This window comes from Pantoea alhagi, from assembly GCF_002101395.1.
In the GTDB taxonomy this organism is placed as follows: domain Bacteria; phylum Pseudomonadota; class Gammaproteobacteria; order Enterobacterales; family Enterobacteriaceae; genus Mixta; species Mixta alhagi.
Genome location: NZ_CP019706.1, coordinates 366,495 through 391,946, shown reverse-complemented (window position 1 = coordinate 391,946; position 25,452 = coordinate 366,495). Strand labels below are relative to the sequence as shown.

At 52.0% G+C, this 25,452-nt stretch carries 26 protein-coding genes and 1 other RNA gene; 16 read left to right on the top strand and 11 right to left on the bottom strand.

Going from position 1 to position 25,452, the window contains the following annotated elements:
* Positions 1-242: 242 nt before the first annotated feature.
* Both ampG and B1H58_RS01870 read right to left on the bottom strand, forming a co-directional pair.
* Positions 243-1,718 (bottom strand): muropeptide MFS transporter AmpG, encoded by a 1,476-nt coding sequence (gene ampG / locus B1H58_RS01875; RefSeq protein WP_085067715.1) that lies wholly within the window; start codon positions 1,716-1,718, stop codon positions 243-245.
* A gap of 54 nt (positions 1,719-1,772) precedes the next feature.
* Complete coding sequence (locus B1H58_RS01870; RefSeq protein WP_085067714.1) at positions 1,773-2,351, bottom strand: lipoprotein; 579 nt, start codon at positions 2,349-2,351, stop codon at positions 1,773-1,775.
* Positions 2,352-2,618: 267 nt separating this feature from the next.
* Here B1H58_RS01870 and bolA point away from each other — a divergent pair, with 267 nt between their 5' ends.
* The 9 genes from bolA (at position 2,619) to B1H58_RS01825 (ending at position 13,077) form a co-directional block, all read left to right on the top strand.
* On the top strand, positions 2,619-2,933 hold the full coding sequence (gene bolA / locus B1H58_RS01865) for a transcriptional regulator BolA (RefSeq protein WP_085067713.1): 315 nt from the start codon (positions 2,619-2,621) through the stop codon (positions 2,931-2,933).
* Positions 2,934-3,242: 309 nt separating this feature from the next.
* Entirely contained in the window at positions 3,243-4,547 is a 1,305-nt protein-coding gene (gene tig / locus B1H58_RS01860; RefSeq protein WP_085067712.1) for a trigger factor, read from the top strand.
* A gap of 340 nt (positions 4,548-4,887) precedes the next feature.
* Positions 4,888-5,511 (top strand): ATP-dependent Clp endopeptidase proteolytic subunit ClpP, encoded by a 624-nt coding sequence (gene clpP / locus B1H58_RS01855; protein ID WP_085067711.1) that lies wholly within the window; start codon positions 4,888-4,890, stop codon positions 5,509-5,511.
* Positions 5,512-5,640: 129 nt separating this feature from the next.
* Positions 5,641-6,915, top strand: a complete 1,275-nt coding sequence (gene clpX / locus B1H58_RS01850; protein WP_085067710.1) for an ATP-dependent protease ATP-binding subunit ClpX — start codon at positions 5,641-5,643, stop codon at positions 6,913-6,915.
* Between the two features lie 188 nt (positions 6,916-7,103).
* Positions 7,104-9,458 carry an endopeptidase La gene (lon, locus tag B1H58_RS01845; protein ID WP_085067709.1) on the top strand — a complete coding sequence of 785 codons (2,355 nt, stop codon included), beginning with the start codon at positions 7,104-7,106 and terminating at the stop codon, positions 9,456-9,458.
* 213 nt (positions 9,459-9,671) lie between these two features.
* Entirely contained in the window at positions 9,672-9,944 is a 273-nt protein-coding gene (gene hupB, locus B1H58_RS01840) for a nucleoid-associated protein HU-beta (RefSeq protein WP_038627591.1), read from the top strand.
* A gap of 246 nt (positions 9,945-10,190) precedes the next feature.
* Positions 10,191-12,059, top strand: a complete 1,869-nt coding sequence (gene ppiD / locus B1H58_RS01835) for a peptidylprolyl isomerase (protein WP_085067708.1) — start codon at positions 10,191-10,193, stop codon at positions 12,057-12,059.
* Between the two features lie 139 nt (positions 12,060-12,198).
* The gene (locus tag B1H58_RS01830; protein WP_085067707.1) at positions 12,199-12,570 is read left to right on the top strand and encodes a ComEA family DNA-binding protein; all 372 of its coding nucleotides are present in this window, start codon (positions 12,199-12,201) and stop codon (positions 12,568-12,570) included.
* A gap of 108 nt (positions 12,571-12,678) precedes the next feature.
* Positions 12,679-13,077 (top strand): YbgC/FadM family acyl-CoA thioesterase, encoded by a 399-nt coding sequence (locus tag B1H58_RS01825; protein ID WP_085067706.1) that lies wholly within the window; start codon positions 12,679-12,681, stop codon positions 13,075-13,077.
* Between the two features lie 43 nt (positions 13,078-13,120).
* Here B1H58_RS01825 and queC read toward each other — a convergent pair whose 3' ends face one another.
* Positions 13,121-13,816: a 7-cyano-7-deazaguanine synthase QueC gene (gene queC / locus B1H58_RS01820; RefSeq protein WP_085067705.1), complete on the bottom strand. Its 696-nt coding sequence runs from the start codon at positions 13,814-13,816 to the stop codon at positions 13,121-13,123.
* A gap of 115 nt (positions 13,817-13,931) precedes the next feature.
* Positions 13,932-14,969: a PLP-dependent cysteine synthase family protein gene (locus B1H58_RS01815; protein WP_085067704.1), complete on the bottom strand. Its 1,038-nt coding sequence runs from the start codon at positions 14,967-14,969 to the stop codon at positions 13,932-13,934.
* 116 nt (positions 14,970-15,085) lie between these two features.
* Here B1H58_RS01815 and B1H58_RS01810 point away from each other — a divergent pair, with 116 nt between their 5' ends.
* The 5 genes from B1H58_RS01810 to amtB all read left to right on the top strand — a co-directional run bounded on the left by B1H58_RS01810 (position 15,086) and on the right by amtB (position 21,046).
* Entirely contained in the window at positions 15,086-15,547 is a 462-nt protein-coding gene (locus tag B1H58_RS01810; protein WP_085067703.1) for an Lrp/AsnC family transcriptional regulator, read from the top strand.
* Positions 15,548-15,598: 51 nt separating this feature from the next.
* Positions 15,599-17,377, top strand: a complete 1,779-nt coding sequence (locus B1H58_RS01805; RefSeq protein WP_085067702.1) for a SmdA family multidrug ABC transporter permease/ATP-binding protein — start codon at positions 15,599-15,601, stop codon at positions 17,375-17,377.
* Positions 17,370-19,139: a SmdB family multidrug efflux ABC transporter permease/ATP-binding protein gene (locus tag B1H58_RS01800; RefSeq protein ID WP_085067701.1), complete on the top strand. Its 1,770-nt coding sequence runs from the start codon at positions 17,370-17,372 to the stop codon at positions 19,137-19,139. Before B1H58_RS01805 ends, B1H58_RS01800 begins: the two co-directional genes overlap by 8 nt.
* 249 nt (positions 19,140-19,388) lie before the next feature.
* The gene (gene glnK, locus B1H58_RS01795; RefSeq protein WP_007886947.1) at positions 19,389-19,727 is read left to right on the top strand and encodes a P-II family nitrogen regulator; all 339 of its coding nucleotides are present in this window, start codon (positions 19,389-19,391) and stop codon (positions 19,725-19,727) included.
* Positions 19,728-19,762: 35 nt separating this feature from the next.
* Positions 19,763-21,046: an ammonium transporter AmtB gene (gene amtB, locus B1H58_RS01790; protein ID WP_085067700.1), complete on the top strand. Its 1,284-nt coding sequence runs from the start codon at positions 19,763-19,765 to the stop codon at positions 21,044-21,046.
* A 54-nt stretch (positions 21,047-21,100) separates the two neighbouring features.
* On the opposite strand, the gene tesB is transcribed toward amtB, so the two are convergent.
* The gene (gene tesB, locus B1H58_RS01785) at positions 21,101-21,961 is read right to left on the bottom strand and encodes an acyl-CoA thioesterase II (protein WP_085067699.1); all 861 of its coding nucleotides are present in this window, start codon (positions 21,959-21,961) and stop codon (positions 21,101-21,103) included.
* A 214-nt stretch (positions 21,962-22,175) separates the two neighbouring features.
* Here tesB and B1H58_RS01780 point away from each other — a divergent pair, with 214 nt between their 5' ends.
* A complete protein-coding gene (locus B1H58_RS01780) occupies positions 22,176-22,730 on the top strand; it encodes a YbaY family lipoprotein (protein WP_085067698.1) in 555 nt (184 codons plus the stop codon).
* Positions 22,731-22,761: 31 nt separating this feature from the next.
* Here B1H58_RS01780 and B1H58_RS01775 read toward each other — a convergent pair whose 3' ends face one another.
* Positions 22,762-23,070 carry an MGMT family protein gene (locus B1H58_RS01775; RefSeq protein WP_085067697.1) on the bottom strand — a complete coding sequence of 103 codons (309 nt, stop codon included), beginning with the start codon at positions 23,068-23,070 and terminating at the stop codon, positions 22,762-22,764.
* Between the two features lie 210 nt (positions 23,071-23,280).
* Between B1H58_RS01775 and ffs the strand changes: the two genes are divergently transcribed.
* An RNA gene (gene ffs / locus B1H58_RS01770) (signal recognition particle sRNA small type) lies at positions 23,281-23,377 on the top strand.
* A gap of 39 nt (positions 23,378-23,416) precedes the next feature.
* Here the strand turns inward: ffs and B1H58_RS01765 are convergent.
* The 5 genes from B1H58_RS01765 to B1H58_RS01745 all read right to left on the bottom strand — a co-directional run bounded on the left by B1H58_RS01765 (position 23,417) and on the right by B1H58_RS01745 (position 25,302).
* A complete protein-coding gene (locus B1H58_RS01765) occupies positions 23,417-23,635 on the bottom strand; it encodes an HHA domain-containing protein (protein WP_071883698.1) in 219 nt (72 codons plus the stop codon).
* A gap of 27 nt (positions 23,636-23,662) precedes the next feature.
* A complete protein-coding gene (gene tomB, locus B1H58_RS01760) occupies positions 23,663-24,043 on the bottom strand; it encodes an Hha toxicity modulator TomB (RefSeq protein ID WP_085067696.1) in 381 nt (126 codons plus the stop codon).
* Between the two features lie 148 nt (positions 24,044-24,191).
* Positions 24,192-24,536 carry a hypothetical protein gene (locus tag B1H58_RS01755; protein WP_085067695.1) on the bottom strand — a complete coding sequence of 115 codons (345 nt, stop codon included), beginning with the start codon at positions 24,534-24,536 and terminating at the stop codon, positions 24,192-24,194.
* A gap of 352 nt (positions 24,537-24,888) precedes the next feature.
* Positions 24,889-25,029 carry a type B 50S ribosomal protein L36 gene (gene ykgO / locus B1H58_RS01750; RefSeq protein ID WP_085067694.1) on the bottom strand — a complete coding sequence of 47 codons (141 nt, stop codon included), beginning with the start codon at positions 25,027-25,029 and terminating at the stop codon, positions 24,889-24,891.
* Between the two features lie 15 nt (positions 25,030-25,044).
* Positions 25,045-25,302 carry a type B 50S ribosomal protein L31 gene (locus B1H58_RS01745; protein WP_085067693.1) on the bottom strand — a complete coding sequence of 86 codons (258 nt, stop codon included), beginning with the start codon at positions 25,300-25,302 and terminating at the stop codon, positions 25,045-25,047.
* Positions 25,303-25,452 lie beyond the last annotated feature (150 nt).

The window sequence follows — 25,452 nt, the reverse complement described above, 5'->3', positions numbered from 1 at the left end:
CTCAAATGAATTATAGGAAGGGATGATTCTAAACAACGTAATCGCGCCTCAATAGTTTAACAAACCTGTATCATTTGCGAGATAATTATTAAACATAAATAATTACGCACCGTTTTTTAATATTAGACGTAGTTTGTTGAACCCGACGGATAATTTTTTTCGTAAAATTAGTCGGTAGAAAAATTCAATGCTGAAGACTTTGCTCAGGTCCGGACGGAAACTATTTTTACCGTCCGGCTTAATTAAGCGGGTATCGTTTTGCGCTGTGCCAGGTAGTCCAGCAGCGTACCGGTAAATATACCCAGCAGCATCAGCACGCAGCCGAGGTTAAATAAAGGAAACAACGAGGGCAGGCTCACCAGCCCGGCGGCTTCCAGCGCCAGTGCTAACAGCCAAAAAGCCAGCAGCGCGCTGCCAGTCGCCAGCAGACGCAGCGCCCAGCGATAGCCAACAGGCCAGCGCTGACGCGGATTAAAGTGCTGGCTCTCCTGCGACTGCAGCAGGCTCTGTTTGCTGGCTGCCAGCAGCAGCAGACCTGGCAGAGCAGCAATTACGGAGAAAGCGTAAAATGTCGGCCAGCCCCACAGCTCTACCAGCCAGCCCGCTGCCGGACCAACATAAACCCGCCCGACCGCCGAGAGCGCCGAGAGTAAAGCGAACTGCGTAGCGGAAAATGAACGATTACACAGGCTCATCAGCAGTGCGACAAACGCGGCCGTACCCATTCCGCCACACAGGTTTTCCACGAATACCGCGCTGGCCATACTCCACATATGCGGCGGCGTAACGGAAAGCAGCCAGTAGGCCAGGTTAGAGAAAGCTTGCAGTACGCCAAACAGCATTAGCGCACGAAACAGACTCAGACGCTGCATTAATACGCCGCCGTAGAGCGCGCCGATAATGGTCGCCAGCAGCCCGAGCGATTTATTGACCAGCCCGACGTCGCCAGCGGAAAAGCCGACGCCGCGAATGAGAAAAGTGGTGGTCAGGCTGGCGGCAAAAGCATCTCCCAGCTTATAAAGCACAATCAGCGACAGCATCAGCCAGGCGTTGTTGCGGTTGAAGAAGTCGCGCAGCGGCGCCATCACGGCTTCTTCCAGCGTACGGGGCCGGGCAACCACATCGGTCGGCTCCTTTGCCAGCAGGGTAGCAATCAAACCGGGCAGCATCATTAACGCCATCAGCCAGTAGGTTGCCTGCCAGCCTAAATAGCGATCCGCCAGCCACAGTGCCAGCCCGCCCGAAACCAGCATCGCCAGGCGATAGCCTAATACGGTGATCGCTGCGCCGCTGCCGCGTTCTTCCGGCGGCAAAACATCGGTTTTCCAGGCATCGAATACAATATCCTGCGAGGCGGAACAGAAGGCGACCAGCACCGCCAGCGCGGCCAGTAGGGTCAGATGACGCGAAGGCTCCATGCTGCCCATCAGCGCAATGCCGCCGATTAGCAAAAGTTGCGTGATCACCAGCCAGCCGCGACGCCGTCCCAAAAAAGGCGGCGTAAAGCGATCCATCAGCGGCGACCAGAGAAACTTAAAAACATAGGCTTGTCCAACCAGCGAAAAAAAGCCGATGGTTTTAAGATCCACACCCTCTACCGTCATCCACGCCTGTAGCGTACCGGAAGTCAGGGCAAGAGGAAGGCCGGAGGCGAAGCCCAGCAGGAGCAGGATGGCTGCATTGCGCTGGGTAAACATACGCAGAAACTGATTATCCATAACGACTCTTTTCCTGTAGGCATGCCCGGCATCCTGCCGGGCTACCGAAAATCATTAACGCGCGTTCTGCTTGATAAAGCTACTAACACTGGTGTCCTGTGCCATATCGGAAATGACATCGCTCAGGGTAGAGTTAACGGCCTTGGTGATTTTTTCATTGGTGGCGTTAAATGCGCCTTCTACGCTGTAGGTCTGGCGATAATTTTTCACCTGCTTATTGCCGTTTTTGGCGTTGGCAATAATGGAAATGTCCGCTTTGGTGGTGATGCTATAGCGCAGGTTGCCCTGAGTGACATCGGCATACAGGTTGTTCACCACGATCTGCAAATCTACCGCGCCGTTAGGGCCAACCATATAACCGCGAGCGGTCATCTGCTTCTCAAGCACTTCCTGCAGCAGGAAACGCAGATCGCGGCTTGGCGTCAGCGTCACCAGCTGAGCATCGCGAGTAACTTTGGCCAGCGCCTGGTCGGAACGTTGATCGGCACCGTTAATGCTAACCGTAACGCCCATCAGGCTCGGATCTTGCTGAGGCAGCTGGATAGTGGGTTGGACATCGATCGTATTGCTGTTGTTCGCACAGCCAGCCAGGATAAAGGCAGCCAGCAGAGGGAAGAAAAGTTTTTTTAGCATGCTTATTTTCTCGTAAGTCTGAATGATATTGCTGACAAAACAGCGGGCATCATATCATTGCGTTTCTGTGAAGAAAGCCCCGACGGCGTGTAAATTCATCACTCTGCTTGTTTTTTCAACATGGCGTAAGGCGATTTACTGTGAGCAGGCGCGCAGTCACCGTAACAAGCGGGACAGTTTTTTTCACATTAGCTGCGGAAACGGGCTAAAACCGACTAATATTTAAAGGGATGGGGCGTAGCTCTCTGCCGTAGAGGAGTGGATGTCATGATTCGCGAACAAATAGAAGAAAAGTTAAGAACCGCCTTTCAACCGGCCCACCTGGAAGTTCATGATGAGAGTTATCGTCATAATGTCCCTGCGGGATCGGAGAGCCACTTCAAAGTGGTGATCGTCAGCGATAGTTTTACCGACCAGCGCTTTTTAATGCGCCACCGTGCTATTTATAGCACTCTGAGCGAAGAGCTGGCCGGCAGCGTTCACGCGCTGGCGTTGCATACCTATACGCTGAAAGAGTGGGAAGGGTTGCAGGATACCGTGCTCCCTTCGCCTAACTGTCGCGGAGCAGGGATGTTGGCCTGAAACGAGGAATTAACCAAAACGGCCTGAGGGCCGTTTTCTTTTGTCTGAATTTCGCCCAGTTCAGCGCCTGAATAAAGATGTTTTTCACTTATTTTCCACCAAACTGCGAACCGGTGCCCGGTTTGCGTTCTCGACGCGGTAAAACGATGCCGCTATAATGCTGCGTCTATTTTTCCGGAATTGCTTCGGGACGCTTCTGGTAACAGGGAATGGGTTCTTCATCAGAGGCCGTCCCGGTTGTTGGATAGCGCGGACTTTTATCTGCGCTATCTGAAGTTGACCGAGCTCGTGATTTTTTGAGGTAACAAGATGCAAGTTTCAGTAGAAACCACTCAGGGCCTGGGCCGTCGCGTTACGATTACTGTCGCTGCTGACAGCATCGAGAACGCTGTGAAAAAAGAGCTGGTCGATGTAGCGAAGAAAGTCCGTATCGACGGTTTCCGTAAAGGCAAAGTGCCGATGAGCGTTGTGGCGCAGCGTTACGGCGCCTCTGTTCGTCAGGATGTGCTGGGCGACCTGATGCAGCGCAACTTTGTTGACGCCATCATCAAAGAGAAAATCAATCCGGCCGGCGCGCCGAATTACGTACCGGGCGAATACAAACAGGGTGAAGATTTTACTTACTCTGTAGAATTTGAAGTGTATCCGGAAGTTGAGCTGCAGGGTCTGGACGCAATCGAAGTTGAAAAACCGATTGTAGAAGTGACCGACGAAGACGTGGACGCGATGCTGGACACCCTGCGCAAACAGCAGGCGACCTGGAAAGAGAAAGAAGGTGAAGCGGCCGCTGAAGATCGCGTTACCGTTGATTTCTCCGGCTCCGTAGACGGCGAAGAGTTTGAAGGCGGTAAAGCTTCTGACTTCGTACTGGCTATGGGCCAGGGTCGCATGATCCCGGGCTTCGAAGAAGGCGTTGTGGGCCATAAAGCTGGCGAAGAATTCACTATCGACGTGAAATTCCCGGAAGATTACCACGCGGAAAACCTGAAAGGGAAAGATGCGAAGTTCGCTATCGTGCTGAAAAAAGTTGAAGAGCGCGAGCTGCCGGAACTGACTGAAGAATTCATCAAACGTTTCGGCGTGGAAGATGGTTCTGTTGCTGGCCTGCGTGCGGAAGTGCGTAAAAACATGGAGCGCGAGCTGAAAGGCGCCGTGCGTAACCGTGTTAAAACTCAGGCGATTGACGGCCTGGTAAAAGCCAACGATATCGAAGTGCCGGCTGCACTGATCGACAGCGAAATCGACGTACTGCGTCGTCAGGCTGCACAGCGCTTTGGTGGCAATGAGAAACAGGCTCTGGAACTGCCACGTGAACTGTTCGAAGAGCAGGCTAAGCGTCGCGTAGTAGTGGGTCTGCTGCTGGGCGAAGTGATCCGCACCAACGATCTGAAAGCAGATGAAGATCGCGTGAAAACGCTGATCGAGGAAATGGCTTCTGCCTATGAAGATCCGCAGGAAGTGATCGAGTTCTACAGCAAAAACAATGAGCTGATGAACAACATGCGCAACGTTGCTCTGGAAGAGCAGGCGGTTGAAGCGGTTCTGGAAAAAGCGAAAGTGACTGAGAAAGCCACTAAGTTCCAGGATCTGATGAATCAGACCTCAATGGCTTGATTTTTCATGCGTTAAATGTAAAAAGCCCGCTACCGCAAGGAGCGGGCTTTTTATTTATCCCTTTCAGAAAACGCTTTTTGTGTACCTTTTTGACTAATTAAGCGTCAGGTTATTCGGTATGATGCTATTCCAGGTTAGCGATTGAAGAAAACGTTGTTATGCTTGAAACAACGGGCACACGCCCCAAGATAGTTTTCCGAATATCGTGAAAAGTGAAAGGCTGGCTGATTGACCGTCCGGATGGCGTCGGAGAGTGGCAACGTGAAGCATGGTTTTCATGTTCTCACTTAAGTAGAATCGGTACAGAATGTTGCCAATGAAATTTATCCAGGAGACGGTAATGTCATACAATGGCGAACGTGAATTTTCCGCACCTAACATGGCGCTGGTGCCCATGGTGGTCGAACAAACCTCGCGCGGCGAGCGTTCTTACGACATTTATTCCCGCCTGTTAAAAGAGCGCGTCATTTTCCTTACCGGTCAGGTTGAAGATCATATGGCGAACCTGATCGTGGCCCAGATGCTGTTTCTGGAAGCGGAAAACCCAGAAAAAGATATTTACCTGTATATCAATTCACCGGGCGGCGTGATTACCGCCGGTATGTCGATTTACGATACCATGAAGTTTATCAAGCCGGATGTCAGCACCATTTGTATGGGGCAGGCTTGCTCAATGGGGGCTTTCCTGTTGACCGCTGGCACTAAAGGCAAGCGTTACTGTCTGCCTAACTCCCGGGTGATGATCCATCAGCCGCTGGGCGGCTATCAGGGCCAGGCGACGGATATCGAAATTCATGCCCGTGAGATCCTTAAAGTTAAACAGCGCATGAACGAACTGATGGCGGAACATACCGGCAAATCGCTTGAGCAAATCGAACGTGACACCGAGCGTGACCGTTTCCTCTCAGCGAGTGAGGCGGTAGAGTATGGTTTAGTTGATTCTATCCTTACGCATCGCCAATAAGACTCCATCCCGCTGCATACGCTATAGTTACAGCAGACAATGGGTGAAGAGTGGCTACGAATGAGGGCAGCCAGTCTGGCTGCCATCGCCGCATTTAACTGCGGACGAGATAAATAAAGAGGTTAGCTGATGACAGATAAGCGCAAAGACGGTTCAGGGAAGCTGCTGTACTGCTCTTTTTGCGGTAAAAGCCAGCATGAAGTGCGCAAGCTGATTGCCGGGCCGTCAGTGTATATCTGCGACGAATGTGTCGATTTATGTAATGACATTATTCGCGAAGAGATAAAAGAAGTCGCGCCGCATCGTGAGCGTAGCGCGTTACCGACTCCGCACGAAATTCGCCATCATCTTGACGATTACGTTATCGGTCAGGAAAGGGCGAAAAAAGTGCTGGCGGTGGCGGTGTATAACCATTACAAACGCCTGCGCAATGGCGATACCAGCAACGGTATTGAGCTGGGCAAAAGTAATATTCTGCTGATTGGTCCAACCGGTAGCGGTAAAACGCTGTTGGCCGAGACGCTGGCGCGTCTGCTGGATGTGCCCTTCACGATGGCGGATGCCACCACATTGACCGAAGCTGGTTATGTGGGTGAAGACGTTGAGAATATTATCCAGAAATTGCTGCAGAAATGTGACTACGACGTGCAGAAAGCGCAGCGTGGTATCGTTTACATCGATGAAATTGATAAAATTTCCCGTAAATCAGACAACCCGTCGATTACGCGTGATGTGTCCGGTGAAGGCGTGCAGCAGGCGTTGCTGAAACTGATCGAAGGCACGGTTGCCGCCGTACCGCCGCAGGGCGGACGCAAACACCCGCAGCAGGAATTTTTGCAGGTTGATACCTCTAAGATTCTGTTTATCTGCGGTGGTGCTTTTGCAGGCCTGGATAAAGTCATTTCTCAGCGTGTGGAAACCGGCTCCGGCATCGGTTTTGGCGCGACGGTAAAAGGCAAATCGCAGAAAGCATCGGAAGGGCAACTGCTGGAGCAGGTTGAGCCGGAAGATCTGATCAAATTTGGTCTGATTCCTGAGTTTATTGGTCGTTTGCCGGTGGTGGCGACGCTCAATGAGCTGAGCGAAGAAGCGTTAATTCAGATTCTGCGTGAGCCGAAAAACGCACTGACAAAACAGTACCAGGCGCTGTTTAACCTGGAAGGCGTTGAGCTGGAGTTCCGTGACGAAGCGTTGACGGCCATTGCGCAGAAAGCGATGTCGCGTAAAACCGGCGCCCGTGGCCTGCGTTCTATCGTAGAAGCCGCTCTGCTGGATACGATGTACGATCTGCCTTCGATGGATGATGTGGAAAAAGTGGTGATTGATGAGTCTGTGATTGAAGGACAGTCAAAACCCATGCTTATCTACGGCACTCACGAAGCGCAGCAGGCATCTGGCGAATAATTCGTCAACACAACCAGCAAGTTAGTTATAAAAGGGGGAATTTGTCCCCCTTTTGCTTTTCTCACGTCCCGGACATTGAATGTCTGGCAAACATCCCCATATACTCAATTACCTGTGGGTTCCCTGGCACATAGCCTGCACTATGCGGTACCCATCACCTGGCGGACTTTAAACTAAGAGAGAGCTCTATGAATCCTGAGCGTTCTGAACGCATTGAAATCCCTGTGTTGCCTTTGCGCGACGTAGTGGTTTATCCGCACATGGTAATTCCGTTGTTTGTTGGTCGGGAAAAATCGATTCGGTGCCTCGAAGCCGCAATGGATCATGATAAAAAGATCATGCTGGTAGCACAGAAAGAGGCTTCAACGGATGAACCTGGCATTAACGATCTCTTCTCTGTAGGGACCGTTTCTTCTATTTTGCAAATGCTGAAACTGCCGGACGGCACCGTAAAAGTGCTGGTTGAGGGGTTACAGCGGGCACGTATTACCCAGCTTGCCGATAACGGTGAGCATTTTACCGCCCAGGCGGAATACCTGGCTTCTCCTGAGATTGAAGAGCGTGAGCAAGAAGTGCTGGTGCGCACCGCCATCAACCAGTTTGAAGGCTATATCAAGCTCAACAAAAAGATTCCGCCTGAAGTACTGACCTCGCTGAACAGCATCGACGATGCCGCGCGCCTGGCCGATACCGTGGCGGCGCATATGCCGTTGAAGCTGGCTGATAAACAGTCCGTGCTGGAAATGTCCGACGTCAACGAACGTCTGGAATATCTGATGGCGATGATGGAATCGGAGATCGACCTGCTGCAGGTAGAAAAACGTATTCGTAATCGCGTCAAAAAACAGATGGAAAAAAGCCAGCGCGAGTACTATCTGAACGAGCAGATGAAGGCCATTCAGAAAGAACTGGGCGAAATGGACGATGCGCCGGATGAATATGAAGCGCTGAAGCGTAAAATCGACGCATCCAAAATGCCGAAAGAGGCGCGCGAAAAAGCCGAAGCCGAACTGCAGAAGCTGAAAATGATGTCGCCAATGTCAGCAGAAGCGACCGTGGTACGCGGCTATATCGAATGGATGGTTCAGGTTCCGTGGAATGAGCGCAGCAAGGTGAAAAAAGACCTGCGTAAAGCTCAGGAAACGCTGGATACCGATCATTACGGCCTTGAGCGTGTGAAAGACCGCATTCTGGAATACCTGGCGGTACAGAGCCGCGTTAACAAAATTAAAGGGCCGATTCTGTGTCTGGTGGGGCCGCCGGGCGTGGGTAAAACCTCACTGGGGCAATCTATCGCTAAAGCGACCGGACGTAAGTATGTGCGTATGGCGCTGGGCGGCGTGCGTGATGAGGCGGAAATTCGCGGGCATCGTCGTACTTATATCGGCTCTATGCCTGGCAAACTTATCCAGAAAATGGCGAAGGTTGGCGTGAAAAACCCGCTGTTCCTGTTGGATGAGATCGACAAAATGTCATCTGACATGCGCGGTGACCCGGCTTCAGCGCTGCTTGAGGTGCTGGATCCTGAGCAGAACGTCGCTTTTAACGATCACTATCTGGAAGTGGATTACGATCTCTCCGATGTGATGTTCGTTGCGACCTCTAACTCAATGAATATCCCGGCTCCGCTGCTGGACCGTATGGAAGTGATTCGTCTTTCCGGCTATACCGAAGATGAAAAACTCAATATTGCCAAACAGCACCTGCTGCCGAAACAGATCGAACGTAATGCGCTGAAATCCAGCGAAATTACCGTAGATGACAGCGCGATCATCGGCATTATTCGTTATTACACGCGCGAAGCGGGCGTGCGTAGCCTTGAGCGTGAGCTCTCCAAGCTGTGCCGTAAAGCGGTGAAAGCGCTGCTGCTGGATAAAAATCTGAAGCATATCGAGATCAACGGCGATAACCTGAAAGATTTCCTTGGTGTACAGCGCTTCGATTACGGTCGCGCCGACAACGAAAACCGCGTTGGGCAGGTAACGGGTCTGGCGTGGACGGAAGTGGGTGGCGATCTGTTGACTATCGAAACCGCCTGCGTGCCGGGCAAAGGCAAGCTGACCTATACCGGCTCGCTGGGCGAAGTTATGCAGGAGTCAATTCAGGCAGCATTAACCGTGGTACGCGCGCGCGCAGAGAAACTCGGCATCAACGGGGATTTCTACGAGAAGCGTGATATTCATGTTCACGTGCCGGAAGGCGCCACGCCGAAAGATGGACCGAGCGCCGGTATTGCGATGTGCACCGCGCTGGTTTCCTGTCTGACAGGCAATCCGGTACGCGCTGATGTGGCGATGACCGGCGAGATCACGCTGCGTGGTCAGGTGCTGCCTATTGGCGGCCTGAAAGAGAAGCTGCTGGCAGCGCATCGTGGCGGGATTAAAACAGTGTTGATCCCGGATGATAACAAGCGCGATCTGGAAGAGATCCCGGAAAACGTGCTGGCCGATCTGGATATCCATCCGGTTAAACGCATTGAGGATGTTCTGACACTGGCCCTGCAAAATGCGCCCTACGGGATGCAGGTTGCTACGGCGAAATAGTGACTAAAGACAAAATCAGTTAAAAAGCGTAGCTGGCAAGTCAAATGGGACTTGCCAGCTTTTTTTTGTGCCGCTAATTTAGAGGGCTGTTGAAACAACGACCCAGAGAATTCCCGTTGTTTCGGCTCAACAACCTTGATATAACTGGCTGCGCGTTCGCGTCTGGCTGGAAGTCGGCTGCGATAGTGAATAATAAAAGAGGGGATGAACAGAGTGAATAAGTCACAATTGATCGACAAAATTGCCGCAGACGCTGATATTTCTAAAGCGGCAGCAGGACGTGTTTTAGATGCTTTTATTGGTTCAGTTTCTGATTCCCTGAAATCAGGCGAAGAAGTGGCTCTGGTTGGCTTTGGTACGTTTTCCGTACGTGAGCGTTCTGAACGCACTGGCCGTAACCCGCAGACAGGTAAAGAAATTACCATTCCAGCAAGCAAAGTACCTGGCTTCCGTGCCGGTAAAGCGCTGAAAGACGCGGTGAACTGATTTACGGTTAACGCCATTAGAGCAATTTCTTTGGTGGAGAGAGGACGGATATTGCGTTCTCATGTAACATACGGGCACATCAGACAATTGATGTGCCTTTTTTATTCTGACAGGTGACAAACGTCAGCAGCGGATGTCAGAGCATGGCCAGGCACAGTCGGCCTGAAAGCAGCAACGCGCACGCCTGCAAGGATGGGGTGCCTGCGTGAGGTTTACATTCACATTACAGCGGAGTGTTGTCATACCATGATGGACAATTTACGCGCGGCGTCGAATCATGTCGTGCTCAAGATTATTCTGGGACTGATTATCCTGTCATTCGTGCTGACCGGCGTTGGCAACTATCTGATTGGCGGTAACGGCGATTACGCAGCCAAAGTCAATGGCCAGGAGATCAGCCGCGCCCAGCTGGATCGCGCATTTAACAACGAGCGTAGCCGCCAACAGCAGATGCTGGGCGAGCAGTTCTCGCAGCTGGCAGGCAACGCAGGCTATATGCAGCAGATGCGTCAGCAGGCGCTGGCTCAGCTGGTAGATGAAATGCTGTTGGATCAGTACGCCAAAGAATTAAAGCTGGCTATCAGCGATGAGCAGATCAAACAGGCCATCTTTAATCAGCCAGCGTTTCAGACCAACGGTAAGTTTGATAACGCCAAATATCTGAGCCTGATTAACAACATGGGCTTTACCGCCGACCAGTATGCTGAAGCGCTGCGCAAACAGTTAACCACCCAGCAGCTTATTTCAGCCATCGCCGGTACCGACTTCATGCTGAGCGGTGAAACCGATGCGCTGGCGGCGCTGGTTTCCCAGCAGCGCGTTGTGCGTCAGGCCACGCTGAATGTGGATGCGCTGGCAGCGCAGCAGCAGGTTAGCGATGACGAAATCAAGAATTACTACGCTCAGCACAAGAGCAGTTTCCTGGCGCCGGAGCAGTTCCGCGTAAGCTATATCAAGCTTGATGCAGCCAGCATGCAGGAAAGCGCCAGCGAAGCGGATATCCAGAGCTGGTACGAGCAGCACAAGGCTGAGTATGCCCAGCCTCAGCGTAACCGCTACAGCATTATTCAGACCAGGAGCGAAGCTGATGCACAAGCTATTCTGGAGCAACTGAATAAGGGCGCTGATTTTGCCGCGCTGGCGAAAGAAAAATCTGCCGATCCGATCTCCGCACGTAAGGGCGGCGATATGGGCTGGCTGGAGCCATCCACCACACCGGATGAACTGAAAGAGGCTAACCTGACCAGCAAAGGACAGCTGTCAGGCGTGGTGAAATCCTCCGTTGGTTTCCTGATTGTGCGTCTGGATGATATTCAGCCAGAGCAGATCAAACCGCTGGCGGAAGTGCATGATGCGATTGCGGATAAAGTGAAGCAGGAAAAAGCGCTGGATGCTTACTATAAGCTGCAGCAAAAAGTCAGCGATGCGGCAAGCAACGATAATGAATCGTTAGCCAGCGCAGAGCAGGCGGCAGGCGTGAAGGCGGTGGAAACCGAGTGGTTTGGCCGTGACAATATTCCGGAAGCGCTGAACTTCAAGCCGGTTGTCGAGGCGATTTTCAACGGTAACCTGCAGGGCGAAAACGGCACGCCGGGCAGCAACTCCGATATGATCACCGTTGATGGCGATCGCGCTTTCATCCTGCGCGTGAACGACCATAAGCCGGAAGCGGTCAAAGCGCTTGAGGAAGTGAAAACGCAGATCGCTGAAACGCTGAAGCATGACAAGGCGGAAAAACAGGCTAAAGCGCAGGCGGAAAAAATCCTGGCCGATCTGAAAGCGGGCAAACAGGATGCATTAAAAGCAGCGGGTCTGGCGTTTGGGGAGGCGAAAACCTTCACGCGTAACGATCGTGATGCCATTGTCCAGTCCGTGTTTGCATTGCCACAGCCACAGGCGGGTAAACCTGTTTATGGCAGCAGCGAAGATATGCAGGGCAACATTGTGCTGCTGGCGCTGGATGAGGTAAAAGCCGGAAGCCTGCCTGACGCGCAGAAAAAAGCACTGGCGCAGGGAGTAACCCAGAATAATGCGCAGATCGTCTTTGATGCGTTGTTAAGCAATCTGCGTAAGGATGCGAAAATCAAGTACGGCGCTGCGGTAGAAATGCAGTAACTCCCGCATAAAAAATGCAATCCGTTGCAAATAAAAAGGCCGCTTTCGCGGCCTTTTCCATATCTTATCTTTGCCTTTTGTACTGAAGCCCCGTTGTCTTTACTGTCTCTCCTGCTGTTACACACAAGGAGATATCAGCATGCATAAGAATTTTCTTTCAGCGCTCTGCTTATCATTAACCATGAGCGCCTTCTGCTGGACATTGACGGTTCCGGGCGCGCTGGCAGTCAGGGAGAGCGATAGCGCTATTCCAGCAGCGGCCAGCACGGTTAACTCATCCCGGACGGAAAGCGCCGACAAACCACAGGCAGCAGAAACCACGGTGAGCATCAACAGCGCATCGGCACAGGAGCTGGCTGCGGTAATGAACGGGGTCGGGTTAAAAAAAGCGGAAGCGATCGTGAGCTATCGCCAGCAGTTTGGACCCTTTACGGAACTGGAGCAGCTAAAAGAGGTGCCGGGGATGGGCAGCACGCTGGTGGAGCGTAACCTGTCACGGCTTAAATTGTGATCCTGTTCCCAGCGCGAAGGACAACTTTTTCAGCCGCCGCGCGCCGCTGCTAATCTGAAGAGGTCATACCAGATCGTATGACCTTTAACATTGATAAGGCAAGGCGCTATGCAGACTCTGATAAAAGTACGTGGCTATCATCTGGATGTTTATCAACATGTTAATAATGCGCGCTACCTGGAGTTTCTGGAAGAGGCGCGCTGGGAATGGCTGGAGAAGCTAAACGCATTCCACTGGCTCATGGAAAACAAGCTGGCCTTTGTAGTGGTAAATATCAATATTAATTACCGCCGCCCGGCGTTGCTGGGCCATGTGCTCTGTATTAATAGTCGGCTACTGCAGCTAAACAGCAAAAGCGGAGTGATAGGTCAGGAGGTGACGCTGGAAGAGGATGGTTCTGCGATTGCCGATGCAACTTTGACCTTTGTCTGTATTGATCTGAAAACGCAAAAAGCGTTGCCGCTGGAGGGAGAATTGCTTGCGCGAATGGAGGCGCTACTTAGTTAACGATAACAGCCGGGAAGGGCCCGGCTGCTTTTAACCCAACTGTTTAACCTAATCCGGTTTTCTGCTGCATGCTGAGCATTACGGCGGCGGGATCGTCCTGATAGCTTTTTAGCCCGTTTGCCCGCAAATGACAGGCAGCGCACTCACCGCAGCCGTCACCCTTGATACCGTTATAACAGGTCAGCGTATCCTGACGAACCAAAGGCAACTGCTGCCAGTAGTCCGCCAGCGCCCAGGTCTCTGCTTTATTCAGCCACATCAGCGGCGTTTCAAATCGTACGGCGCGCGCCATACCCAGTTCGACGGCGTGATTTAACGCTTTGACAAACTCATCGCGACAGTCCGGATAGCCAGAGAAATCCGTCTCGCAAACGCCGGTAATCACTGCCTCAGCCTCAACCTGATAAGCATAAATTGAAGCCAGAGTAAGAAAAAGAATATTGCGTCCCGGCACAAAGGTGCTGGGCAAACCGCTGGCGCTGGCGTCATATTGCGGTACCGGAATGTTATCGCGTGTCAGGCTGCTGATCGCCAGCTCGTTCAGCAACGTAACGTCCAGCACCTTATGAGCGCGAGCGCCAAGCCGCATTGCCAGTTCGCGCGCAACATCGATCTCCTGACGATGGCGCTGACCATAATCGAAGGTAACGCAGTGAACTTCGTCATATTGCGCTAATGCCTGAATCAGGCAGGTTGTGGAATCCTGCCCGCCGCTGAAAACTACCACTGCTCGTTTCATTTTTTAGCCTTACTGAACTTGTTCACACTTATGGTAATGCCTGAAACACAAGAAAGGTAGTCCACTCGCTGTACGGGGCAGAATGGCTAAAGCGTCTTAAACGCATGGCTTTTGATTAACTACGCATTTGCTCCAGCCATGGCGTCAGGTTGCCCACCCGATTTTCAACCCAGTGCGGATCATACCAGGTATCCAGATAGCGCTCGCCGCTGTCGCAGAGTAGCGTCACAATAGCGCCTTCTCGCTGCTGCTGGCGCATCCGCTGTGCAACCTGAATCGCACCCCAGAAGTTGGTGCCGGTAGAGGCGCCCGGTTTACGTCCAAGGATCTGGGCCAGATAGTGCATTGCGGCGGCGGAAGCTGCATCGGGAACGCGTAGCATCTCGTCAATAACATCAGGTATAAAAGAGGGCTCGACGCGTGGACGACCAATTCCCTCGATACGACTGCCGCTGATGTTACGCAAGGCTTTATCGCGCGTATGCCAGTAATCATGGAACACAGAGTTTTCCGGGTCCACCACCAGTAAATGCGTAGCATGTCCCTGATAACGTAAATAGCGTCCAATCGTGGCTGAGGTGCCGCCGGTGCCGGCAGACATAACAATCGTATCCGGCACAGGAAAAGGTTCGCTGGCCATCTGTCGAAAGATGCTTTCTGCAATATTATTATTGCCGCGCCAGTCGGTAGCGCGTTCGGCGTAGGTAAACTGATCCATAAAATGACCGTTAAGATCGCGCGCCAGCCTTTCAGATTCTTCATAAATGGCGCAGGGATCGTTAACAAAGTGGCACTGACCGCCATAAAAGGTAATCTGTTCAACTTTACGGCGCGCAGTGCTGGCAGGCATCACGGCAATAAACGGCAGGCCAAGCAGACGTGAAAAATAAGCTTCGGAAACGGCAGTGCTGCCAGATGAGGCTTCGACAATCGTGGTACCGGGTTTAATCCAGCCGTTACACAGGCCATAGAGAAACAGGGAGCGGGCCAGGCGGTGCTTTAAACTGCCGGTTGGATGCGTGCTTTCATCTTTAAGATAAAACCAGATGCCCGGAAACTGGGGTAGCGTAAACCGAATCAGATGTGTTTCGGCGGAGCGCTGAAAATCCGCATTGATTTCATTAATCGCGTATTTAACCCACTGGCTGCTCATGATCCTGTTTCCCCCGGTAATAAAGGCAATTATCGTAAGGCATTCAGCGGAAAAAATGTTTGCCTTATTTACTGTATAATCGGGTATCCATAGCAAAACTTTCTCCGGAGACGCCGGTGTTAGATAAAATCGATCGCAAGCTGCTGGCGTTGCTGCAGAAAGACTGCACACTGTCGCTACAGGCGCTAGCCGATGCCGTTAATCTCACTACCACGCCCTGCTGGAAACGGCTTAAGAAGCTGGAGGATGAGGGCATCATTCGCGGGCGCGTCGCGCTGCTGGATAGTGAAAAGCTAGGGCTGGGATTAACGGCCTTTATGCTGATTAAAACACAACAGCATAACCGGGAGTGGTATCAGGAGTTTGTTAGCGTGGTACAGGGCCAGCCCGAAGTCATGGCGTTTTATCGCATGGCAGGCGAATATGATTATCTGTTACGCATTCAGGTGGCCGATATGAAACAGTATGATGCGCTCTATAAGCGTCTGGTCAACGGCGTTAGCGGCCTGATTGATGTGACCTCCAGTTTTGCCATGGAAGAGATAAAATACACCACGGCATTACCTGTTGAACCCTGATTTTTTCTGCAGCCTTTTGGCTGATCATTTAACCCTGCGGGACAATTTTTTGTGCGATTGTTTAGCCAGTTAAGTTGGTATTTTCTTCGTGAGTGGCGGCGCTATCTTGGCGCAGTTTCTCTGTTGATCGTCATTGCGATTTTGCAGCTACTGCCGCCTAAAATCGTGGGCATTATTGTGGATGGCGTAACGCTACATCGCCTGAGCGCTGGCTCAATCATGATGTGGATTGGCATCATGCTGGTAACCGCGCTGGTGGTCTATCTGCTGCGCTACGTCTGGCGTGTACTCTTGTTTGGCGCCTCCTATCAGCTAGCGGTAGAGCTGCGGGAAGATTTTTACCGTCAGCTAAGTCGTCAGCATCCGGAGTTCTACCTGCGTCACCGTACCGGCGATCTTATCGCGCGGGCGACCAATGATGTTGACCGCGTTGTTTTTGCTGCCGGTGAAGGGGTACTGACGCTGGTGGACTCGCTGGTGATGGGCTGCGCGGTACTAATTGTGATGAGCACGCAAATCAGCTGGCAGCTCACGCTGCTGGCGCTGGTGCCGATGCCGGTTATGGCGCTGATGATCAAGCGTTACGGCACGCAGCTGCATCAGCGTTTCAAGCTGGCGCAGGGGGCATTTTCCTCCCTCAACGATCAGGCGCAGGAAAGCCTGACCAGCATCCGCATGGTGAAAGCCTTCGGCCTTGAGGATCATCAGTCCCGGCAGTTTGCGGCGATAGCGGCGGACGCCGGTGAGAAAAACCTGCGCGTGGCGCGGGTGGACGCCCGCTTTGATCCTACGATCTATATCGCGATTGGCTTATCTAATTTGCTGGCGGTTGGCGGTGGCAGCTGGTTGGTCTGGCATCAGCAGATGACGCTGGGCCAGTTAACCAGTTTTGTTATGTATCTGGGCCTGATGATCTGGCCAATGCTGGCGCTGGCGTGGATGTTTAACATTGTTGAGCGCGGCAGCGCGGCGTGGAGCCGTATTCGTTCGCTGCTGTCAGAAGCGCCGGCGGTGGCAGACGGCAGTAAGATATTGCCGGAAGGACGCGGCGTGCTGCAGGTGGCAATCCGCGAATTCAGCTATCCAGGCAACGCGCAGCCTGCGCTGCGCAACCTGAATTTTAATCTCAGGCCTGGACAGATGCTGGGCCTGTGCGGCCCAACCGGGGCGGGAAAAAGCACGCTGCTGAGTCTGATTCAGCGCCATTTCGATATCTCTCAGGGCGATATTCGCTATCACGGTATCCCGCTGACGCAGCTGCGGATTGATAGCTGGCGCGGGCGGCTGGCGGTGGTGAATCAAACGCCGTTTCTGTTTTCCGATACGGTAGCGAACAATATTGCGCTGGGGCGTCCCGGTGCCAGTCGCGATGAGATTGAACGCGCCGCTAAGCTGGCAAGCGTTCATGAAGATATTCTGCGCCTGCCGCAGGGATATGAAACCGAAGTGGGCGAACGCGGCGTGATGCTTTCCGGCGGTCAGAAGCAGCGTATCTCTATCGCGCGCGCCCTGCTGTTGAATGCCGAAATTCTGATACTGGATGATGCGCTTTCGGCAGTGGATGGGCGTACCGAGCATCAAATTTTGCATAACCTGCGTCGCTGGGGACAGGGGCGAACGGTGATCATCAGCGCTCATCGCCTGTCGGCGCTTACCGAAGCCAGTGAAATTCTGGTTATGCAGCACGGCGTTGTGGCGCAGCGTGGCAAGCATAACGCACTGTTACAGCAGAAGGGCTGGTATAGCGATATGTATCGTTATCAGCAGCTGGAAGCCGCGTTGAGTGAGGATGAAGATAGCCGCAGCAGTGAGGAGAAACAGCATGGCTGATACCAGAAAACTTTGGCCGACGCTGAAAAGGCTGCTCGCCTACGGCAAACCCTGGCGTAAAGCGCTCTCGCTGGCGGTATTGATGCTATGGATCGCTGCCGCTGCCGAAGTGCTGGGCCCGGTGCTGATTGGCTATTTTATCGATCATTTTATTGCGCAGCATCAGATGCCCATTGGGCTGGCAATTGGCCTGGCCTGTGCGTTTATTTTGCTGCAGGGGCTGGCGGCGCTGCTGCATTACTGGCAGGCGTTATTGTTTAACCAGGCGGCAGTAGGGGTTGTTCAGCGCCTGCGATCTGATGTGATGGATGCGGCTTTGCGTCAGCCGCTCAGCGCCTTTGACCAGCAGCCGGTGGGCCAGATTATTTCACGCGTGACCAATGATACTGAAGTCATAAAAGATCTCTGGGTTACGGTTGTCGCGACCGTGTTGCGCAGCGCGGCGCTGGTTGGCGCAATGCTGATCGCCATGTTTAGCCTGGACTGGCGCATGGCGCTGGTAGCGGTGGTCATTTTCCCGCTGGTGTTCACTGTGATGCTGATCTATCAACGCTACAGTACGCCGATTGTTCGGCGGGTTCGCAGCTATCTGGCCGACATCAATAATGGCTTTAATGAAGTCATCAACGGCATGAGCGTTATTCAGCAGTTTCGTCAACAGGCACGATTTGGTGAGCGGATAGGGGAGGCCAGTCGATCGCACTATCTGGCGCGCATGGAGACGTTAAGGCTGGACGGCTTTCTGTTGCGTCCCTTGCTCAGCCTGTTTTCAGCGGCCATTTTGTGCGGTTTGCTGATGCTGTTTAGTTTCTCGTCGGTTGGCGTATTTGAGGTTGGCGTGCTGTATGCCTTCATCAGCTACCTGGGACGGCTAAATGAACCGCTAATTGAATTGACCACACAGCAGTCGATGCTGCAGCAGGCGATTGTTGCTGGCGAGCGTATTTTTGAGCTAATGGATGCGCCGCGGCAGCATTACGGTCAGGAAGATCGGCCTTTGCAAAGTGGCCGCATCGATATTGAACATCTCAGTTTTGCCTATCGTGACGGGCGCAATGTGCTGGAGGACATTTCACTTCAGGTTCCTTCACGCAGCTTTGTCGCCCTTGTCGGCCATACCGGCAGCGGTAAGAGTACGCTTGCCAGCCTGATGATGGGCTACTATCCAGTGAAGCAGGGACGCATTTGTCTGGATGGGCGTCCGCTGGAGCAGTTCAGCCATCAGGCGCTGCGTCAGGGGGTGGCAATGGTTCAACAGGATCCAGTGGTGCTGGCCGATAGCTTCTTCGCCAATGTGACGCTGGGGCGTGATATCAGCGAACAGGCGGTATGGGAGGCGCTGGAAGCGGTTCAGCTGGCAGAGCTGGCACGCGGCCTCTCTGACGGCATCCATACGCGCCTTAATGAACAGGGTAATAATCTGTCGGTAGGGCAGAAGCAGCTGCTGGCGCTGGCGCGTGTCCTGGTTGCCGAACCGCAGATCCTTATTCTGGATGAGGCGACAGCCAATATCGATTCCGGCACCGAGCAGGCAATTCAGCGTGCCCTGCAGCAAGTCAGAAAGAAAACCACGCTGGTCGTCATTGCGCACCGCCTTTCTACCATTACCGAAGCGGATACGATTCTGGTGTTACATCGGGGACAGGCCGTTGAGCGCGGCACGCATACTGAACTACTGGCGCAGCAGGGGCGCTACTGGCAAATGTATCAGCTGCAGCAGGTAGGCAGTGAGCTGACAATGGGCATTACCGAAGGAGCCTGAGTCCTTCTTGCACCTTTTTCAGGCGCGATTATCAGAATGTTCCCTGGAAATGCGCACCAGGTTGTCATAACGCACCTTTATGGTGCGTTTTTTTCTGCTGTATGCGGCCATTTTTCCTGTCACAGACGCGCTTGTGCCGATTACGCCGCTTCCTGCCCGACTTTCACTCTCTTCCCATAGCTGGCACAACCTTTGCTTTACTCTCCCTGTATCAGATGCCTGACCAATATGATTAAGCAAGGGGAGCGTATGAAGCTGGTTACCGTTGTCATCAAGCCGTTCAAACTGGAGGATGTGCGCGAAGCGCTCTCTTCTATCGGCATCCAGGGATTGACCGTCACAGAGGTCAAGGGATTTGGTCGTCAAAAAGGCCACGCTGAACTCTATCGTGGCGCTGAATATAGCGTGAATTTTCTGCCGAAAGTCAAAATCGATATCGCCATTGCTGACGATCAACTGGATGAGGTGGTCGATGTGATCAGTAAGGCGGCCTATACCGGCAAAATTGGCGACGGCAAAATCTTTGTTGCGGAGCTGCAACGCGTTATCCGTATTCGCACCGGTGAAACTGACGAAGCCGCTCTTTAAGCCGGCTTCGGTAACTTGTGATGGGATGGAATAAAATGAATAAATTAATGACCAAAGGCCTCGCTGGCCTGGCGCTGTTACCATCGCTGGCGATGGCGGCTCCTGCCGTTGCGGATAAGGCGGATAACGCCTTTATGATGATTTGCACCGCGCTGGTGCTGTTTATGACAATTCCCGGGATAGCGCTCTTTTATGGTGGCCTGATCCGCGCTAAAAACGTTCTGTCACTGCTGACGCAGGTCTCTGTGACCTTCGCCATGGTGTGCGTAATCTGGGTGCTGTATGGCTACTCCCTGGCATTTAGCGAAGGTAACGCCTTTTTCGGCGGCCTGGACTGGCTGATGCTAAAAAATATCAGCCTGACAGCATTAAGCGGTACCATTTATCAGTACATTCATGTGGTCTTTCAGGCCTCTTTCGCCTGTATTACCGTTGGACTGATTGTCGGCTCTATTGCCGAGCGCATTCGCTTCTCAGCCGTACTGATCTTTGTGGTTATCTGGCTGACGCTGGCTTACCTGCCTATTGCTCACATGGTCTGGGCGGGCGGTTTCCTGGCGCAGGATGGCGCGCTCGATTTTGCTGGCGGAACCGTGGTTCATATCAACGCCGCCGTTGCCGGCCTGGTGGGTGCTTATCTGGTAGGTAAACGCGCGGGCTTTGGCAAAGAGGCATTCAAACCGCATAACCTGCCGATGGTATTCACCGGCACGGCGATCCTCTATGTTGGCTGGTTTGGTTTTAACGCAGGCTCAGCGGCGGCGGCCAACGAGATTGCTGCGCTGGCCTTCCTGAACACCGTGGTAGCCACAGCAGGTGCCGTACTCTCCTGGACCTTTGGCGAATGGGCGCTGCGTGGAAAGCCTTCGCTGCTTGGTGCCAGTTCTGGCTTTATTGCAGGACTGGTGGCGATTACGCCTGCCTGTGGCTACGTTGGCGTTGGCGGTGCGCTGCTGATTGGTCTGATTGGCGGCCTTGGCGGCCTGTGGGGCGTCACGGTCCTGAAAAAATGGCTGCGCGTGGATGACCCGTGCGATGTGTTCGGCGTACACGGCGTTTGCGGCATTATTGGCTGCATCCTCACCGGCGTATTCGCCTCCTCTTCACTGGGCGGCGTTGGTTACGCTGAGGGCGTCACCATGGGCCATCAGATTTGGGTACAGCTGTTTAGTGTGATTTTAACAATCATCTGGACCGGCGTGGTGGCCTTTATAGGTTTCAAAGTCGCAGATATGCTGGTAGGACTGCGTGTGCCGGAAGAGCAGGAGCGTGAAGGGCTTGATGTTAACAGCCACGGCGAGAATGCTTATAATCAGTAATCGACATTAAATAAAAGAAAAGGACGATGCCCGGCATCGTCCTTTTTCATGGTATCAACTGCGCTGACGCATTACGCCTTCCTGCACCGTGGAAGCAACTAACACGCCTTCCCGGGTATAAAACTCTCCACGTACAAAGCCGCGCGCCCCGGAAGCCGACGTGCTTTCTACGCTGTATAACAGCCACTGATTCAAATCCACCGCACGGTGAAACCACATAGAGTGATCGATGGTGGCAACCTGCATTCCTGGCTCCAGAAAACCTTTGCCGTGAGGCTGTAACGCAACCGGAAGAAAGTTCAGATCGGAAGCGTAGCCCAGCAAATATTGATGGATACGCGCGTCGTCAGGCATTGCACCGTTAGCGCGTAGCCACACCTGGCGCGTTGGCGCATCGACATGACCTTTTAACGGATTGTGGAAGGTCACCGGGCGGATATCTAATGGCTTTTCGGCAAGGAACTTTGCGCGCACCTTTTCCGGGATCATGGCGGCCAGCCGTTGGGCGATCTCCGTTTCGCTGGGCAGCCCCTCCGGACCGGGAACATCAGGCATCGGTTTTTGATGCTCAAAGCCGCTTTCCGGTGCCTGGAAGGAGGCGGTCATGTAAAAAATAGGTTGGCCATTTTGAATAGCGGCAACGCGGCGCGCGCTGAAGCTGTAGCCATCCCGCAGCGTTTCGACATCATAAATAATCGCTTTCTGGCTATCACCCGGTCGCAGAAAATAGCTGTGGAAAGAGTGGATATTCCTTTCGACAGGCACGGTGTGCTTGGCGGCATGCAGCGCCTGCCCCACAACCTGCCCGCCAAAGACCTGGCGCAGACCTAAATCCTCGCTTTGGCCGCGAAACAGACCTTCCTCAAGTTTTTCCAGCTGCAACAGGTTAAGGAGATTTTTTAATGCCTGGCTCATCAGATGTTCCTCAATAACATTACCGCTTTAGTTTGCGAGATCCGACCAGCTCCTGCAACTGTGCAGACGCTAATGTTTCAGTTAATAAAGAGGAACCCGGCAGTCGCCAGGCAAAAAAGCGGATCCTGTGCCAGAATTAAGCACATACAGCGTCTTATAGCTGTTTCGGCCAATTTGTCGCCGACACGACATTGATCAGAAGGAGAGGTTATCAATGAAATTCTGGCATGTAATGAGCGGAGCAACGCTGGCCGTTGCCCTTGCAGGTTGTGCAGATAAAAGTGCAAATATTCCCGTTCCCACGCCGGGCGCAGAGTTAGCTGGACAACCCGTTATTGCCCAACCAAACGTGAGCGGTTCCATCTATATCCGGCAAAATGTGGCGTTACCGCCGGACGCAGCATTAACGGTAACTCTTTCAGACGCATCCCTGGCGAATGCTCCGGCCAAAGTGCTGGCGCAGCGCGTGGTTCTTACCGAGGGCAAACAGGCGCCTTTCCGTTTTACCTTGCCCTTTAACCCGGCCGATATTCAGCCTGACGCGCGCATTCTCTTAAGCGCAGCGATCACTCAGGATAATAAGGTTATTTTTATGACCGAATCGGTTAAACCGGCAATCAATAGTGGCGGAACAAAAATCGACTTAACCCTGGTTCCGGCTACATCGGTTGCTATGCCGACCCGCAGTGGCGCAGCGACGACCGTTCCGTCTACGTCGCCGACTCAGGTTACGCCATCCTCATCAATACCTGCACCAACCAGCTTCTGAAGATGTTTATGGGGGGCCAGCGTTGCTGGCCTTACCATTGCCATCGGTAACGCGCCAGATCAACTTCTCCGGCATCGCTGATTTCAATTCCTTCCGCTTCCAGCGCATCACGCTGCCGCAGCAAATCATCCCCCTGAAGAGATATCTGTCCGTGGCGGTTAATAATCCGGTACCAGGGCAGGCGACTATCGGCAGGCAGACGCTTTAATAATCCGCCAACCTGACGCGCTGCACGCGGCGAGCCAGCCAGACGCGCCACGTCGCCATAGGTAGCAACGGTGCCAAAGGGAATAGCGGCGATAACCTGTATCACACGCTGAGAGAAAGAGTCATTGTCCATAGCGGCTCCTGCTTTAGGTTTGTGCTTATCCTCGCAAAAAGCAGTATGTAAAGAAATATGCCAAAGCGGTAACACTGCCGTGAGAGAAAATACTCAAGAAAAGCGGAGGGTTGTTTAATAAAACAACGGTTGTGGGCCTGCGGCTTGCATTTACCCCAGGCATCATTGATAATGCCTCCGCTCTGTAACGGAGCACGTCAATGGGGGCCCTGTTGGTTCTCCCGCAACGCTAACTTGTGAACTCGGTCAGGTCCGGAAGGAAGCAGCCGCAGCAGGTGACGCGTGTGCCGGGATGTAGCTGGCAGGGCCCCCACCATTTTTACCCATCCCGTTATTTCTCATCTGGTTAGCGTACATATTTCCATACTGATACTGGGACTTTATCGTACAGCTTATTCATTGTTAATTCAGCCAGACGATGATCCGCTGCGGAATAAAAAACAGCCAGTTCATCATCAGGTAATTCATATTTATTCTTTTCAATAACACGCTCAAGTGTATCAATGGATCGGCAACGTCTTAAGCGCATCAGATAGTCAGTCTTGGTCATAATTTTTTCTGTCATGGTTAAACCATAATAAATTAACGGTTACTAAAATGAATGGCTTGGCTGTAAAGGAAGCTGAGCGCACTCTTCTGCGAAAAGGTTAAACAAACGTCGGGCGGAACGCTGCCAGCGCTGTAGGTCCTGAACATTGATGCCGTAATTACTGAAAAGCATAAAGGTATCATCGAGGTAATCATCAATTTGAACAATGAGATCCTCATCCTCAGCATGCTTAATTTTATAATTCATCGTGAATGAAGCAATATGTTCAATCAGATCATTCAGTTGTAAATTAGAAGCGGACGTAGGATCATTAACCCAGCCATGATGGCTGTCACCTAACGTTGCCATACTTTCGTCGTACAGATTCTCACACAAGAAATTCAACTGGGCAATATCATGCCGTTTCGGTGAGTATTCGTCCATCTTTTTTCCCTCCATACATCGACCATTGTCTGCATGCGAAACAGTGAAAAAAGCACCGTACTATAGGGTTAATATTAAGATTCGTTAGTTGATCAGACAAGGTAAATATAATGTAAGCTTGCTCTTTTCAGATAAGGTATGAGTAAATTTAAAGTTCATCGGCGGTGGAAGGGCGCGTATCATCAATAAAATTAAAGGCCAGTGCGCCAGGAATTACCTCAAACTCAACACTTTCCCGTTGGGATTCTGTCTGATTAATGTCAAGACAAGCATTGAATACATTCCAGTCGAACTGATAGTACAGTTTATATCTGTCATCATTTATTGGATCTACAGAAATAATCTTAACCGATTCCGGAACAAAAAGCGCATTCTGCGAATACCATTGCAGATCACCGATCAGCATTTTTTCTATTTTGGGAATATTCTGTAGAATTATACTTTTTAATTTTAGCGGGTTTCTCTCATCTTGCAAAATATCGCACGGGATCATTTTTCTCACTTTACCTCCGCTGAGTGTATCCACACTTAGGATAAGAATGAGATTAAGTATGCCAGAACACAAGCAGGGTTAATTAATATTGAGCCTAAATTTATGCCAGTAAATGTCATGCTTTCACAGGCTAATGTTTAAATGAGGTAAACTTACTTCATTGAATTTTATAAATTTAGGGCAAAGCGATAGCCCAATCAAGTTATTTTATTGACATAAAAGGATACAATTTTCTTACACTAAGGTTTAAGCCACAGCGGTTGGTTGCTGTTTAGCGTGATGAAATGCAGTCAATAAAAAGCGGTTGAGCAAAAAAAGAGCAGGCCAGCGTAATCGCCAGCCTGCTACCTTTTTAACGTTTTTTCTTTCCGCCCTGAACGGCTTTGAAGCGCGGATTACTTTTGCAAATGACATATACGCGACCATGCCGGCGAACTATCTTGCAGTCTTTGTGACGCTGTTTAGCCGCGCGTAGCGAGCTTAAAACTTTCATAACTCCTTTTTCTCCTTAATCATTTTTGCCGAAAAAACGGCCATAACGTTGATTAAAGCGCGCTGAGCTTCCTTCACGGCTGTAGTCTTTTTGCTTGCCCGTATAATGTGGATGCGAGGCAGAAGATACATCCAGCGCAACATAGGGGAAAGTTTCACCGTCGATTTCAATTGTCCGGTCGGTTTTAATCGTCGAACCTGTTTTAAAGTAGTGATCGACGCTGGTGTCGTGAAAAACGACGGTACGGTAATGGGGATGAATACCCGGTTTCATAGCGGCTCCTTTTGATATGTTATATCATAACATAAATGAATTATGCGCCTTTCATTTGCGTTATGCAACGGGTCGATACTGCCGTACGGAAGATGAAGTGAACCGCGAGGGATAACAGCCAGGACAGGGGGATGAAACAGGTAAAAAAAA